The sequence below is a fragment of the Zavarzinia aquatilis genome (assembly GCF_003173035.1).
Classification (GTDB): Bacteria; Pseudomonadota; Alphaproteobacteria; order Zavarziniales; family Zavarziniaceae; genus Zavarzinia; species Zavarzinia aquatilis.
In genome coordinates, this window is record NZ_QGLE01000002.1 from 172,973 (window position 1) to 185,399 (window position 12,427).

A 12,427-nucleotide genomic window follows, 5' to 3' on the forward strand; every position below is an offset into this window, starting at 1 on the left:
ACCGGTCCTGCCTTTGGAGTTTTCTCATGTCCAAGTTTGTCACGCGCCTCGCCGGCGCGACCGCCCTCGCCTTGCCGCTTCTCGCCGGGGCCCTGCCCGCCCATGCGGGCGACCTGTTCGATTCCGCCCGGCCGACCGCGACCGGCGGCGTCAACACCATCGAAGGCGCCGGCGGCGGCGGTCTCGCCGCCTGGGCCCTCATCACCGGTTACGGCTCGGGCGAGGCCATCGGCGGCAGCGCCTATACGACCTTCGCCAAGACCGACGACTACACGCTGACCTCGAGCGGTGTCGCCATCGGCCTGTTCAACCGGGTCGAGCTTTCCTTCGCCCAGCTCGGCTTCGACACGGAAGCCGTGGGCGGGAAACTCGGCATCGGCAAGAACAAGACCTTCTTCACCAATATCGCCGGCCTGAAGGTGCGGGCGTTCGGCGACGCCCTCGACCAGGAAAAATGGTGGCTGCCGCAGGTCGCGGTCGGCGTGCAGTACAAGGATTCGGGACAGGAGAACATCCTGAAGGCAATCGGCGCCAGGGACAGCAGCGGCGTCGACTATTACCTCGCCGCCAGCAAGGCCTTTCTCGACTGGAAGCTGCTGGTCAATGGCACCCTGCGCCTGACCAAGGCCAATCAATTCGGCCTCCTCGGCTTCGGCGGCCCGGGCGAGGACAGTTACAAGCTGCAGCCCGAGATTTCGATCGAGTATCTGCTGACCTCCAACTTCGTCATCGGCGGCGAATATCGCTTCAAGCCCGACAACCTCGGCTTCGCCAAGGAAGACGACTGGCAGGACATCCATGTCGCCTATTTCCCGGTGAAGAATGTCTCCTTCACCGTCGCCTATGTGAATGCCGGCTCCATCGCCAATGAAGACGACCAGCAGGGCCTCTATGCCTCGCTGCAAGTCTCCTTCTGAAGGATACGCCCATGTGCGAGAGCAAGATCCTGCATGAAGTCACCGCCGCCAACGACGCCTATGCCGCCGATTTCGGCGACAAGGGCAAGCTGGCCCTGCCGCCCGCGCGCGGCTTCGCCATCCTGACCTGCATGGATGCCCGCCTCGACCCGGCGAAATACGCCGGGCTCGCGGAGGGCGACGCCCATGTCATCCGCAACGCGGGCGGCCGGGCATCGGACGACGCCATCCGCTCCCTCGTCATCTCGCACAAGCTGCTGGGGACGAAGGAATGGTTCGTCATCCATCACACCGACTGCGGCATGGAACTCTTCACGACCGAGATCATCGGCGACCTGCTCGCCGATGATCTGTCGACCGCCCATTTCGACGGCAAGAGCTGGAGCAACCCGCAGCACAAGGGCGGCTCCGTCGCCGGGCGCTACATCAACTGGCTGACCATCCGCGACCTCGCCGGCAGCGTGATCGAGGATGTCCGGCGTATCCGCAGCCATCCGCTGGTGCCGGGCGACATCCCGGTTTATGGCTTCATCTACGATGTCCGCACGGGCAGGCTGATCGAAGTGCCGGATGCAACGGCGGCGGGCAAGATCGTCGCTTGATCCCAGGCAAAAGGAAACCCCCGGCACCGCGCGGTGCCGGGGGTCTTTCTTTGCGCCTTGTCAGCTCCAGGCGTGGAACGGCGGCTTCACGTCGTTCAGGACGTAATTGCCGACGATGGCGTATTTCCAGCGCACCGGATCGTGCAGCGTGTGGGTCCGGGCGTTGCGCCAATGCCGGTCGAGATTATGCTCGGCGAGGGTCGAGCGGGTGCCGGCCAGCTCGAACAGGACATTGGTCGCCTCGATGGCGATTTCGGTCGACAGGACCTTGGCTTCCGCCGTCACCACCTGCGCCCAGGCGACCTTCTCGGCGGTGGCGTCGATCAGGGCGTCGTCGATGGCCTCCGCCGCCTGATAGAGCAGGGCCTGCGCGGCGTGGAGCCGGATGCTGAGGCGGCCGACGGCCTGGATCGTGTAGGGATCGTCGCTCGCCTTGTCGAGGCCGCTGTCGATCCACGGCCGGCTCTTCGATTTGACGAATGCGATGGTGTCGTCGAGGGCCGCCTTGGCGATGCCGGTGTCGACCGCGACCTGGATGATCTGGAAGATCGCGCCGTCGGCCGACGGCTTCTCGTAGCCCTTGTAACCGGGCACGACATGGCTCTTCGGCACCTTCACATTGTCGATGATCACCGTGCCGGAGAAAGTCGTGCGCTGGCCGAAGGCGGACCAGTCGTTGATCACGGTGAGGCCTTCCGCGTCGCGGTCGGCGATCACATACCAGGCGCGGCCCTGGTCGTCGGTCGCGACGATGGGCACCAGATGGGCGAGGATCGCGCCCGAGGAATAGAATTTCTTGCCGGTGACCACCACGTGATCGCCCGCGTCGACAAAGCTGGTCTCGAAATCGGCGGCGCGCTTCGAGCCGAATTCCGAGAAGGCGTTGCCGAAGCGGACGCCCTTCAGCACTTCGCCGAACAGCTGGGCCTGCTGCGCCTCGTCCGAGACCGTGCGGATGGCGGCGACGATGCCGAGATGGTTCTGGGTGATCTGACCGATGGACGGATCGGCGGCTGAGATGATCTCGATCACCTTGACCAGGGTCTTGTAGGACACTTCGGCGCCGCCGAACCGCTTCGGCACATTGATGCCCCACAGCCCGCTCTGGGAATAGAGGTCGAGTTCGGCCAGCGGCAGGCTGCGGTTCAGGTCGCGCTCGGACGCGCCCTTGACGATTTCGGCCGCGACCTTATGGGCGACCGCGATCGCCTCGGCGTCGGACGCGATCACATGGGCCGGGGTCGCCGGACGGGGCACGCCGGGAACGCCGGCCGGCGCCTTGATGGATTCATGAACGGTCATGTCGGATTTCCTGTTGATGGTGACGGGACGGGATCAGGGCGATTCCGTCAACACCGGGGCGCCGGGCGCATGGGGCGTCCTTTCGCTGCTGGCACTGAGACCGAAATAGAGGTCGCGCACGTCCGGCCGGGCGGCGATGTCCGCCGCGGGACCGTCGACGACGGCGCGGCCGTTCTCGACGATATAGGCATGGTCGGCATGGCGGAGGGCGACCGCCGCGTTCTGTTCGGCGATCAGCAGGCTGATCCCCTCCTCGTCGCGCAGGCGGTGCAGGATGTCGAAGATTTCCTCGACGACGAGGGGGGCGAGCCCCATCGACGGCTCATCGAGGGCGATGAGGCGCGGCCGCGCCATCAGCGCCCGGCCGATCGCCAGCATCTGCTGCTCGCCGCCCGAGGTGTAACCGGCATTGATACCCCGCTTCGGCACCAGACGCGGAAACAGGTCGTAGACCCGGTCGAGGGCGGCGCGCAGGGCGCGGCCCCGCAGACGGCGCGAGACGGCGCCGCTGATCAGGTTTTCCTCGACCGTCAGCTGCGGGAAGCAGTGACGGCCCTCGAGCACCTGGATGACCCCCGCCTCCACGAGGTCGGCGGTATCGAGACGGCCGATGTCCTGCCCCTCGAACAGGACACGGCCCCGGGTCACCCGGCCGCGCTCGGCCCGGAGCAGGTTCGAGACGGCCTTGAGGGCCGTGCTCTTGCCCGCGCCGTTGGCACCGAGCAGCGTCACCGCCTGCCCGGCGTCGACGCTCAGGGACAGCCCGCGCAGGGCGAGGATCGCCTGCTGATAGACGACCTCGATATCGTCGACGACGAGAAGCGGCGTGCCGGTCATGGTCCCGTCCTCAGCTCGGGTTCGCCGCCGAGCAATCGCGAAGCTGGATGCCCTTTTCCTTGGCGTAGGCCTCGGCCGACTGCTCGATCAGCGGGCGCAGCAGGGCGCGGTCGGAGGCGACCCAGTCGCTGACCACGTTCCACGTCTTGCCGTCCCATTGCTGGAACTTCACCGCGCCGCCGCCTTCGTGGTCGGCGCAGGTCACCTGCAGCGGCTGGACGAGGCCGGTGGCGCCCAGTTCGGCGATGCGCTTGTCGTCCAGCACCAGATGATCGAAGCCCCACTGCACTTCCTCGCCGGTCAGGGCGCGGTTGCCGAAATGGGCCTGGGCGATGCGCACGGCTTCCACGTTCAGGATGCCGTTCACGATGCCGAGGTTGTGGTAGACGCTGCCGATGCGCCCCTTGTCCTCGAGATTGCCGACGCCCTTGCCGTAGACCTTCTCGACGATTTCCTTGACCACCGGGAATTCGGTGCCCGAGGGATGGGTGGTGACCGAGACGTAACCCTTGGCGGCATCGCCGGCCGGGATCACATCCTCCTCCGAATTGGACCAGACGTTGCCGATGATGTGATCGACCGGGAAGCCGGTCTTCACCGCCGTCTTCAGGGCAACCGGATTCATCACGCCCCAGCCGCGCAGCACGACATATTCCGGCTTCAGGCGGCGGATGGTCAGCCACTGCGCCTGCTGTTCGTTGCCGGGGTGCGGCACTTCGATCTGGGTGACCTCGAAGCCGTATTTCTTGGCGAGGAGATCGAAGATCGGGATGGTTTCCTTGCCGTAGGGCGAGCCGTGATAGAGCACGGCGATCTTCTTGCCGGCCAGCTTGTCGAGGCCGCCGAGCTGCTGGCCGATGTAATTGACCGTGGCCGAGGCTTCGGACCAGGGATTGAGCTGGAGCGGGAAGACATAGGGGAAGACGCGGCCGTCGGTCGAATCCGTGCGGCCGTGGTTGATGGTGATCAGCGGGATCTTGTCCGAGGTCGCGCGGTCGATCAGGGCATAGGCGATGCCGACCGAGAGCGGATTATAGGCCGCCGGGCCGGCCGGCTGATGGGTCGAGCGGGTGCGCTCGTAGCATTCGACGCCGCGCTCGACCTTGTATTCGGTCTCGCATTCGTCCCAGACGAATTTGACGCCGTTCACGCCGCCGTCGCGCTCGTTGATCAGGTTCAGATAGTCGATGAAACCGCCGAAGAAGCCGGTGCCGCCAGCGGCATAGGGGCCGACGCGATAGGATTGCAGCGGAAAATAGATCTCGCCGTCGGCTTTTGCCGCGACACTGCCGAGGCCGCCGAGCAGCGCGGCGGCCAGCGCGAGGCGGCTGATGGTCTTCCTGAAGGACATGAAACGACTCCTGGGGGTGTCCGGTATCAGTTGAGGTTACGCCGGGTCAGCCGCGCGACGAGCGCGGAGAGACCGGCGGGTTCGGCGATGAGGAAAGCGATGATCAACCCGCCGACGACGATCTTCTGGGCGTTCTCGAGCACGCCCGAATCGAAGGTGTCGCCCAGCAGCGCCTGGCCGAGACGGCTGAGGATCAGCGGGAAGATCACGATGAAGCCGGCGCCGAGGAAGGCGCCCCGGATCGAGGCGAGGCCGCCGATGATGACGATGAAGAGGATCTGGAACGAGCGGTCGAGGTCGAAGCCCGCCGGCTCCACCGTGCGCAGGTAGGCGAAGGCCCAGAGCGCCCCGGCGACGCCGACGATGAAGGACGAGACGGCGAAGGCGAGCAGCTTCACCCGCAGGACCGAGATGCCGAGGCTGGACGCCGCCACGTCGCGGTCGCGAACGGCGATGAAGCTGCGCCCGATCTCCGAGCGGGTGAGACGCCAGGCGGCCAGGGTGAGCAGGGCAACGACGATGAGCGAGAACAGATAGCGCCCGACCGAGCTGTCGAAACTGATGCCGAGCACGGTCAGCGGCGGCGCGGTGATGACACCCGAGGCATTGCCGTTGGAGAACCAGTCGAATTTGGTCAGCGCCCACTGCACGAAGAATTGCGCGGCGAGGGTCGAGACAGCGAGATAGAAACCCTTGAGCCGCAGCGACGGCAGCCCGAAGACAAGGCCGACCGCCGCCGCCGTGACCCCGCCGAGCGCGAGCCCGGCGAGCAGCGGCAGCCCCTCGATCCGCAGGATGAAATTGTAACTCGCGAAGGCCCCCACCGCCATGAAGGCGGCGGAGCCGAGCGAGACCTGCCCTGCATAGCCGGTCAACAGGTTGAGGCCGACACCGGCGAGCGAGAGCGCCAGGAACGGCACCAGGATCGCGTCGAACAGATATTGATCGCCGACGAAGGGCACGACCCCAAAGGCGACGGCGAGCAACAGGGCCACCGGCAGGCGCCCGGCCCAGGCGGGCAGGCCCTGACGGGGCTGGGACAGGGTCAGATCGGTCATGGTCACACCCGCTCCACCAGCTTCTGGCCGAACAGGCCGGAAGGACGCACCAACAGGAACGCGAGGGCGGCGACATAGGCGAACCAGCCCTCGATCCCGCCGCCGAAGAGGGGACCGATGTAAACCTCGGCCAGTTTCTCGGCCGCGCCGATCAGCAGGCCGCCGACGATGGCGCCGGCAACGGAATCGAAGCCGCCGAGCACCAGGACGGGCAAAGCCTTGAGGACGACGAGGGAGAGGGAGAACTGTACCCCGAGCCGCGCGCCCCACAACAGGCCGGAGACCAGGGCGACGACACCCGCGGCGATCCAGACCGCGACCCAGACCCGGGGCAGGCGGATGCCGACGGAGAGCGCCGCCACCTGATCGTCGGCCACCGCGCGAAAGGCAAGGCCGGTGCGGGTCTTGCGGAAGAACAGCACGAGCGCGAGCACCATCGCCCCGGCGATACCGGCGGCGAAGAGATCGAACTGGCTGATGAAGATGCCCGCCGCCTCGATCGGGGCATCGTCGATGCCGAGGTCGAGGCCATGGACCTGCGCGCCCCAGAGCAGTTGCGACGCGCCTTCGATCACATAGGAGAGGCCGAGCGTCGCCATGAAGAGGGTGATCGGCGGCTGATTGACCAGCGGCCGCAGCACGAAACGCTCGATCGCAAGGCCGATGACGACCATGGCGCCGAGCGTGATCGCCAGCGCGGCGACGAAGGGCACCTCACGCTCGACGAGGCTGACGAAGGTCAGCGCGGCGAAGAGCAATTGCGCCCCTTGGGCGAAATTGAGCACGCCCGAGGTTTTGTAGATCAGCACGAAACCGATCGCGACCAGGGAATACATCACGCCGGACAACAGGCCGCCGACCAGCACTTCGAGCAGGAAATCCATGGCTTCAGCCTTTCAGTGACCGGCGCCGAGATAGGCTTCGATCACGCGGGGGTCGTCGCGCACCGCGTCCGGCGTGCCGTCGGCGATCTTCTGGCCGTAGTCGAGCACAAGGATGTGATCGGACAGGTTCATGACGACGCCGATGTCGTGTTCGATCAGGACGACGGTCATGCCGAAGCGGGCCTTGGCGGCGAGGATGGCGTCGGACAGGTCCTGCTTCTCGCCCGCGCTCATGCCCGCCATCGGCTCGTCGAGCAGGAGGAGCCGGGGCCGCGCCGCGAGCGCCCGCGCGAGTTCCACCCGCTTCTGCAGGCCATAGGGCAGCGCGCCGACCTGACGCTCGGCGAAGGCGCCCAGCTGAAGGAAATCGAGCAGGCGGAGCGCCTCCTCCCGCGCCTCGGCTTCCTCGCGGCGGGCGCGCGGCAGGCCGAGGATCTGCTCGAAAAGCCCGGCGCGATGGGCAAGGCTGCGGCCGGTGACGATATTGTCGATCACCGACAGGCCCTTGAACAGGGCGATGTTCTGGAAGGTGCGGGCGATCCCTGCGCGGGCGGCATTCCGCGCGCCGCGACCGGTCAGGTCCAGGCCCCGGAACAGCACACGTCCCGACTGCGGCCGGTAGATGCCGTTGATCACGTTGAGGAGCGAGCTTTTGCCCGCGCCATTCGGCCCGATGATCGCCAGCGTCTCGCCCTCGCGCGCGGCGAAGCCGATATCGGACAGCGCCCTCACCCCGCCAAAGGCGAGGCTGACGCCCTGCAGGACGAGGAGTGCGTCGCCCCGATACACCGGAGGCGCCGCTTCCTCCTCCTCGCGGCGCAGGAAGGCGGGGGTTACCCCGGCCTGTTCCAGCGCCCAGGCGGTCGCGATCTGTTCAGACATCACCATCATCATCTTCATCCCGGTAACCGGATCGGTGCCGCTTTGGCACCGATCCGGCCTGCCGCCCTCGTGGTTTCGGGGCAGCGATCAGGCGACGGCGGCGGTCGCCGGCAGGGGCTTCGCCCGCTCCAGCTCGCGCACCAGCGGCAGCACCTTCTCGCCGAAATAGGCGACTTCTTCCTGGAAGTGCAGGAAGCCGCCCAGCACCAGATTGACGTCCAGCGCCTTCAGGGCGTAGATGCGCTCGGCGATCTGTTCGGGGGTGCCGATCAGATTGGTCTTGAAGCCGTCGTTATACTGGACGAGATCGTTGAAGCCCGACTTCGACCACATGCCCTGCCCGTCGGGCGAGGCCTGACCGGCCTGTTTCACCGCGCCGCCAAAGGCATTCACCGCCTCGGCGTCCGCCTGGTCGATGATCGCCTGGAGTTCCGCCTTGGCTTCCTTCTCGGTATCGCGGGCGATGATGAAGGCGTTGACGCCGAACTTCACCTGACCGGCACGGCCGTTGCGGGCGGCGATCGCGTTCACGTCGTCGATCTGGGCCTTGTGGCCTTCGGGCGTGTTGCCATTCATGAAGTACCAGTCGGAGACGGCACCCGCGTTCTCGCGCGCGGCCTTGCTGTTGCCGCCCTGGAAGATCTCGGGATGCGGCGCCTGCACCGGCTTGGGCCGCAGGTTGAAGTCGTTGATCTGGTAGAAGTCGCCCTTGTAGGTGAAATTGTCCCGGGTCCAGATGCCCTTCACCACCTCGATGAACTCGCGGCTGCGGCGGTAACGCTCGTCGTGCTCGAGCCAGGGCAGGCCGAGCGCCGTGAATTCGCCCTTGAACCAGCCCGAGACCACGTTGATCGCCCAGCGGCCGCCGAACAGCTGATCGGCGGAAGCGCCGAGCTTGGCGATGACGGCGGGATGCCAGGGACCGGGCAGGATCGCGGCGATCACCTTCAGCTTCGTCGTCGCCGCGAGCAGGGCGGTCGAGAAGGTGGTCGATTCATGCTGGTATTCGGCGCCATAGGAGCCGATGAAACGGATCTGCGACAGGGCGTAATCGAAGCCCGCCTCCTCGGCGATGCGCGCCAGCTTGATGTTGTAGTCGAGGTTCCAGTCCGTCCGCTGCGGGATCTTCGAGACGACGAGGCCGCCCGAGACGTTGGGCACCCAATAGGCGAATTTCACGGCGTCCTCGGTCTTGGCGGCGATGGGAGCGATGGCGTTCATGGCGATGGTTCCTTGTGTTTCCGGTCAGGCGGTACGGGCGAGAACGACCGGCGACGGCACGACCGTCGCGCGACGCTCCAGAAGGCGGGCGGCTTCGCTGGCGGCACGGTCGATGCGGGCCGAAATGGCAGGATTCGACAGCTGGAGATCGGTGAAATCGGTCTCGGTCGCGAAAATCGTGGTCGGCACCGTGTAGGCGCCGAAGAAACCCAGCAGCGGGCGCAACTGGTGCTCGGTCACCAGCCCGTGCAGAGGCGAGCCGCCGGTGGCCGAAAGCACCGCGATCTTCCCGGCGAGGGCGTCATGTGCGACGAGATCGAACAGATGCTTGAACAGCCCGGTGTAGGAGCCGCGATAGACGGGCGTGCCGAGGACCAGGATGTCCGCGGTCTCGATCCTGCGGACCAGTGCCTCCCCTTCCGGCGGGAGGTCCGCGCGGCCCGGCGCGGCCAGCAGCGGCCCCGAGACCGCACCAAGGTCGATCGCCTCGTGGATCACCGGAATGCGGACCGAAACGGCATCGGCGATGGCCCGCACGAGATGGCCGGTCCGCGACGGCTGCCGGGGACTGCCGTTGACCGACACGAGACTGAAAGGCTGAGAGTGAGGCACGACGACATCCGGGGGCAATTTACACACCCCGATCACCTATCAATAATCATGCCAACACATAATGTTCGTAGTTTTCCTTAATTAACTTATTTAAAAAGTACAAATGCTGCTGGATTCTCGACAAACGATGCTGACCCCCTGCACCGATTTCAACAGATCGAGCCTGGGCCGACATGCGAAAGGGGCACCGTCTCGCGACGATGCCCCTTTCCTTCCGCTGTATCGCGAGCGATATCAGGGCTCGCGGTTCGTCGGCTTCAACAGTCCGTGACGCTGCATCAAGGTACGCAGCACATTCCGCGTGACGCCGAGATTGGCCGCGGCGCGCACCTGATTGCCGTGGCAGGCCGCGAGGGCGCGCAACACCAGCAACTCCTGGACCCGTTCGAACAGATCGGGTGTGTCGAAGGCCAGCAAATCGTCAACGAGGCCGGAAAGCAGACCGAGACTGTCGGGCACCACTTCAGGCGCGGCGGTCGCGCGCCGGACGGTCAGGGTCAGGTCAGCCGGCGTGACATGGGGCGTTCGCAGTCCGACCAGCGCCGCCTGCACGACATTTTCCAGCTCGCGGATATTGCCGGGCCAATCGTGGCGCAACAGGGCGGCCTCCGCTTCCGCCGTGAAGGGGATCCCCCCGGGCTGCGCGGCGTAATGCCGGCTGAAATGGCGGGCCAGGGGCAGGATATCGGCGGGCCGATCGCGCAAGGGCGGAATGCGCAGCGTGGCGACCCTGATGCGATAGTATAGATCCTCGCGGAAACGGCCGTCGGCGATGGCCTGTTCAAGATCGACGTTGGTCGCCGTGATCAGGCGAACGTTGATCGGCCGCGCCACACGGGCGCCCACGCGCGTTACTTCGCGTTCCTGGATGACGCGCAGCAGCTTTGCCTGCATGGCCGGCGCCAGTTCGCCAATTTCATCGAGGAACAGCGTGCCGCCGTCCGCGGCCTCGAACCAGCCGGCGGTCGCAACGAAAGCACCGGTGAAGGCCCCTCTTTCATGGCCGAACAATTCGCTCTCGAACAGGCTCTCGGACAGGGCGGCGCAGTTGACCGCGACGAAGGGCCGGCCTTGCCGGGCACCCAGCGCATGAATGCGCCGCGCCACCAATTCCTTGCCCACGCCGGTTTCGCCGCGGATCAGGATATGGACGGATGACTTCGCCACCCGCTCGATCTCGGCCTCGAGGCCGAGCGAGACGGGATCGACGAATATGGCTGAGGCCCCGTCGCTACGCTGCGTTGGCATGGCGACCACCTTGTTAACAGACATGTCATTACCCGATACAGAAGCTGAAGCGCCCGGGAAGGCGCCCATGGCGGTCGACGTCGACAATCCTCGCCAGTCGGCAATGCCGACTTGGCATGATGGTCAACATCGCGCCGCGTGATGGGCCCCTGTGGCCCCGGAGCTTCCGGCGAAGGCGACATGGCGACCGGACATGACCTTCCTCCTTCATGATCGGAACAGATTCCATGTTGTATCTAAATTATTCACATCAATTTCTCAATTATTATAAATATCAACACTATTATAATGTTATTTATGCTCCGCCACGATCCAGCGCGCGTGCCGCGACATTCTCCCACGAAGGAAATGCGGCAACGGGATAATCCCGTCGGGATCGGTTCTGCTGGAAAGGGATGGTGTCCCCGGCGGGATTCGAACCCACGGCCCCAGGATTAGGAATCCTGTGCTCTATCCTGCTGAGCTACGGAGACACGCGGGCAGTTTTAGCGGTGCCGGCACAGCCTGTCAAAGGCCGAAGGCGTTGCCGGGCAGTACCTCGCCGAACTGGCCGAGGCGGTTGCTGTGGCAGCGGTCCGACGAGTTGAAGGGGCATTCGCCGTAGTAGAAGGCCATCTTCTTGTCGACGTCCTGCACCCGGAAACAATCCTTGGCGCCGAGGTCGATGATCTTCTCGAACTTCAGGCACATGCGGCCGTTCTCGAGGCTCCACACCCCGCGCTCGGTCACGACCTTCTCCTCCATCGCGCCCTTCTTGCCGATGGCCTTGTAATAGATGCGGGCGATCACCGTGCCGTCCGGCTTCACATAGGCCTGCCAGGTCACGTCGAAGCGGCCGGCGGCGCCGTCGCGGCTGCCCATCTGGCCCGACAGCGTGTTGCCGATCAGCCGGTTGCGCAGTTCCTCGGTCCCGACATCCTTGCCCCGGGCGACGCGCGGCACGCCATTGCCGACGACGCCGCCATCGCCCGCCACCTCGCCCGCGGCGGCATTGGGATCGGCGGCACCGGCCGCCGTCCCCCGCCCTTCCCCGGTTGTAACCTGTCCCGTACCCGTGCCCGGCAGGCTGGCCGGCGTGGGCGGCGCGGGCGCGGGCCGGGCCGGGGCGGCAACCGTCGGCCGGGGCGGGGTCGGCGCCTTGGGCTTTGGCGGCGGCGGTTTCTGCACCACGGGCTCGGGCACTTTCGAGACCGGCTCGGGCGGGGGCGGGGGCGGCGCCTCGGGCACGGGCGGGGCCTCGGCCACGACGGGCGGCGCCGGCGCGGGCGGAACCGGTGCCGGCTCGACCGGCGTCACCTCGGCGGCGGTCGGCACGGCGGAAGCCGCGGCATCGTCGCCGTCGCCCCTGGTGGCGTCACCCGGCACGTCATAGACGATGTCGATCGCCATGCCGCCCGCGCCATCCTGCGCTTCGTCGGGCAATTTCAGCAGGATGGCCAGCAGGATCAAGACATGAAGCAACGCAGATGCAAAAACCGCGAGCCGATCCATGCTGCGCCTGCGGGACGCAGGT

At 66.2% G+C, this 12,427-nt stretch carries 12 protein-coding genes and 1 tRNA gene; 2 read left to right on the forward strand and 11 right to left on the reverse strand.

Translation table 11 applies throughout. The annotated features are described in order from the left end of the window. The first annotated feature begins 26 nt into the window (after positions 1-26). Both DKG74_RS04310 and DKG74_RS04315 read left to right on the forward strand, forming a co-directional pair. Positions 27-917 carry a DUF3034 family protein gene (locus DKG74_RS04310; RefSeq protein WP_109903005.1) on the forward strand — a complete coding sequence of 297 codons (891 nt, stop codon included), beginning with the start codon at positions 27-29 and terminating at the stop codon, positions 915-917. An 11-nt stretch (positions 918-928) separates the two neighbouring features. Beyond that, positions 929-1,519, forward strand: coding sequence for a beta-class carbonic anhydrase (locus DKG74_RS04315; RefSeq protein ID WP_109903007.1), 591 nt, complete (start codon positions 929-931; stop codon positions 1,517-1,519). A gap of 60 nt (positions 1,520-1,579) precedes the next feature. Here the strand turns inward: DKG74_RS04315 and DKG74_RS04320 are convergent, their stop codons facing one another. From DKG74_RS04320 to DKG74_RS04370, 11 genes are all read right to left on the reverse strand, one after another. Further along, positions 1,580-2,821, reverse strand: coding sequence for an SfnB family sulfur acquisition oxidoreductase (locus tag DKG74_RS04320; protein ID WP_109903009.1), 1,242 nt, complete (start codon positions 2,819-2,821; stop codon positions 1,580-1,582). Between the two features lie 33 nt (positions 2,822-2,854). Further along, positions 2,855-3,658 carry an ABC transporter ATP-binding protein gene (locus tag DKG74_RS04325; RefSeq protein WP_109903011.1) on the reverse strand — a complete coding sequence of 268 codons (804 nt, stop codon included), beginning with the start codon at positions 3,656-3,658 and terminating at the stop codon, positions 2,855-2,857. A 10-nt stretch (positions 3,659-3,668) separates the two neighbouring features. Next, positions 3,669-5,009, reverse strand: a complete 1,341-nt coding sequence (locus DKG74_RS04330; protein ID WP_109903013.1) for an ABC transporter substrate-binding protein — start codon at positions 5,007-5,009, stop codon at positions 3,669-3,671. A 26-nt stretch (positions 5,010-5,035) separates the two neighbouring features. Continuing rightward, positions 5,036-6,067 carry a branched-chain amino acid ABC transporter permease gene (locus DKG74_RS04335; protein ID WP_109903015.1) on the reverse strand — a complete coding sequence of 344 codons (1,032 nt, stop codon included), beginning with the start codon at positions 6,065-6,067 and terminating at the stop codon, positions 5,036-5,038. A gap of 2 nt (positions 6,068-6,069) precedes the next feature. Beyond that, a complete protein-coding gene (locus tag DKG74_RS04340) occupies positions 6,070-6,951 on the reverse strand; it encodes a branched-chain amino acid ABC transporter permease (protein WP_109903017.1) in 882 nt (293 codons plus the stop codon). A gap of 12 nt (positions 6,952-6,963) precedes the next feature. Continuing rightward, complete coding sequence (locus tag DKG74_RS04345) at positions 6,964-7,833, reverse strand: ABC transporter ATP-binding protein (protein WP_207779235.1); 870 nt, start codon at positions 7,831-7,833, stop codon at positions 6,964-6,966. A gap of 87 nt (positions 7,834-7,920) precedes the next feature. Beyond that, positions 7,921-9,054 (reverse strand): dimethylsulfone monooxygenase SfnG, encoded by a 1,134-nt coding sequence (sfnG, locus tag DKG74_RS04350; protein ID WP_109903021.1) that lies wholly within the window; start codon positions 9,052-9,054, stop codon positions 7,921-7,923. A gap of 24 nt (positions 9,055-9,078) precedes the next feature. Continuing rightward, positions 9,079-9,666 (reverse strand): NAD(P)H-dependent oxidoreductase, encoded by a 588-nt coding sequence (locus DKG74_RS04355; protein ID WP_109903765.1) that lies wholly within the window; start codon positions 9,664-9,666, stop codon positions 9,079-9,081. Between the two features lie 234 nt (positions 9,667-9,900). Continuing rightward, positions 9,901-10,914 carry a sigma-54 interaction domain-containing protein gene (locus DKG74_RS04360; protein ID WP_165837527.1) on the reverse strand — a complete coding sequence of 338 codons (1,014 nt, stop codon included), beginning with the start codon at positions 10,912-10,914 and terminating at the stop codon, positions 9,901-9,903. 396 nt (positions 10,915-11,310) lie between these two features. Further along, a tRNA-Arg gene (locus DKG74_RS04365) sits at positions 11,311-11,387 on the reverse strand. 34 nt (positions 11,388-11,421) lie between these two features. Continuing rightward, on the reverse strand, positions 11,422-12,405 hold the full coding sequence (locus tag DKG74_RS04370; protein WP_133251496.1) for a hypothetical protein: 984 nt from the start codon (positions 12,403-12,405) through the stop codon (positions 11,422-11,424). Between the last annotated feature and the right edge of the window lie 22 nt (positions 12,406-12,427).

What these genes read in the sequence shown, in the direction of transcription:
- DKG74_RS04310 (WP_109903005.1), top strand. Translation starts at nt 27, where the DNA reads ATGTCCAAGTTTGTCACGCGCCTCGCCGGCGCGACCGCCCTCGCCTTG.
- DKG74_RS04315 (WP_109903007.1), top strand. Translation starts at nt 929, where the DNA reads ATGTGCGAGAGCAAGATCCTGCATGAAGTCACCGCCGCCAACGACGCC.
- DKG74_RS04320 (WP_109903009.1), bottom strand. Translation starts at nt 2,821, where the DNA reads ATGACCGTTCATGAATCCATCAAGGCGCCGGCCGGCGTTCCCGGCGTG.
- DKG74_RS04325 (WP_109903011.1), bottom strand. Translation starts at nt 3,658, where the DNA reads ATGACCGGCACGCCGCTTCTCGTCGTCGACGATATCGAGGTCGTCTAT.
- DKG74_RS04330 (WP_109903013.1), bottom strand. Translation starts at nt 5,009, where the DNA reads ATGTCCTTCAGGAAGACCATCAGCCGCCTCGCGCTGGCCGCCGCGCTG.
- DKG74_RS04335 (WP_109903015.1), bottom strand. Translation starts at nt 6,067, where the DNA reads ATGACCGATCTGACCCTGTCCCAGCCCCGTCAGGGCCTGCCCGCCTGG.
- DKG74_RS04340 (WP_109903017.1), bottom strand. Translation starts at nt 6,951, where the DNA reads ATGGATTTCCTGCTCGAAGTGCTGGTCGGCGGCCTGTTGTCCGGCGTG.
- DKG74_RS04345 (WP_207779235.1), bottom strand. Translation starts at nt 7,833, where the DNA reads ATGTCTGAACAGATCGCGACCGCCTGGGCGCTGGAACAGGCCGGGGTA.
- sfnG (WP_109903021.1), bottom strand. Translation starts at nt 9,054, where the DNA reads ATGAACGCCATCGCTCCCATCGCCGCCAAGACCGAGGACGCCGTGAAA.
- DKG74_RS04360 (WP_165837527.1), bottom strand. Translation starts at nt 10,914, where the DNA reads ATGCCAACGCAGCGTAGCGACGGGGCCTCAGCCATATTCGTCGATCCC.
- DKG74_RS04370 (WP_133251496.1), bottom strand. Translation starts at nt 12,405, where the DNA reads ATGGATCGGCTCGCGGTTTTTGCATCTGCGTTGCTTCATGTCTTGATC.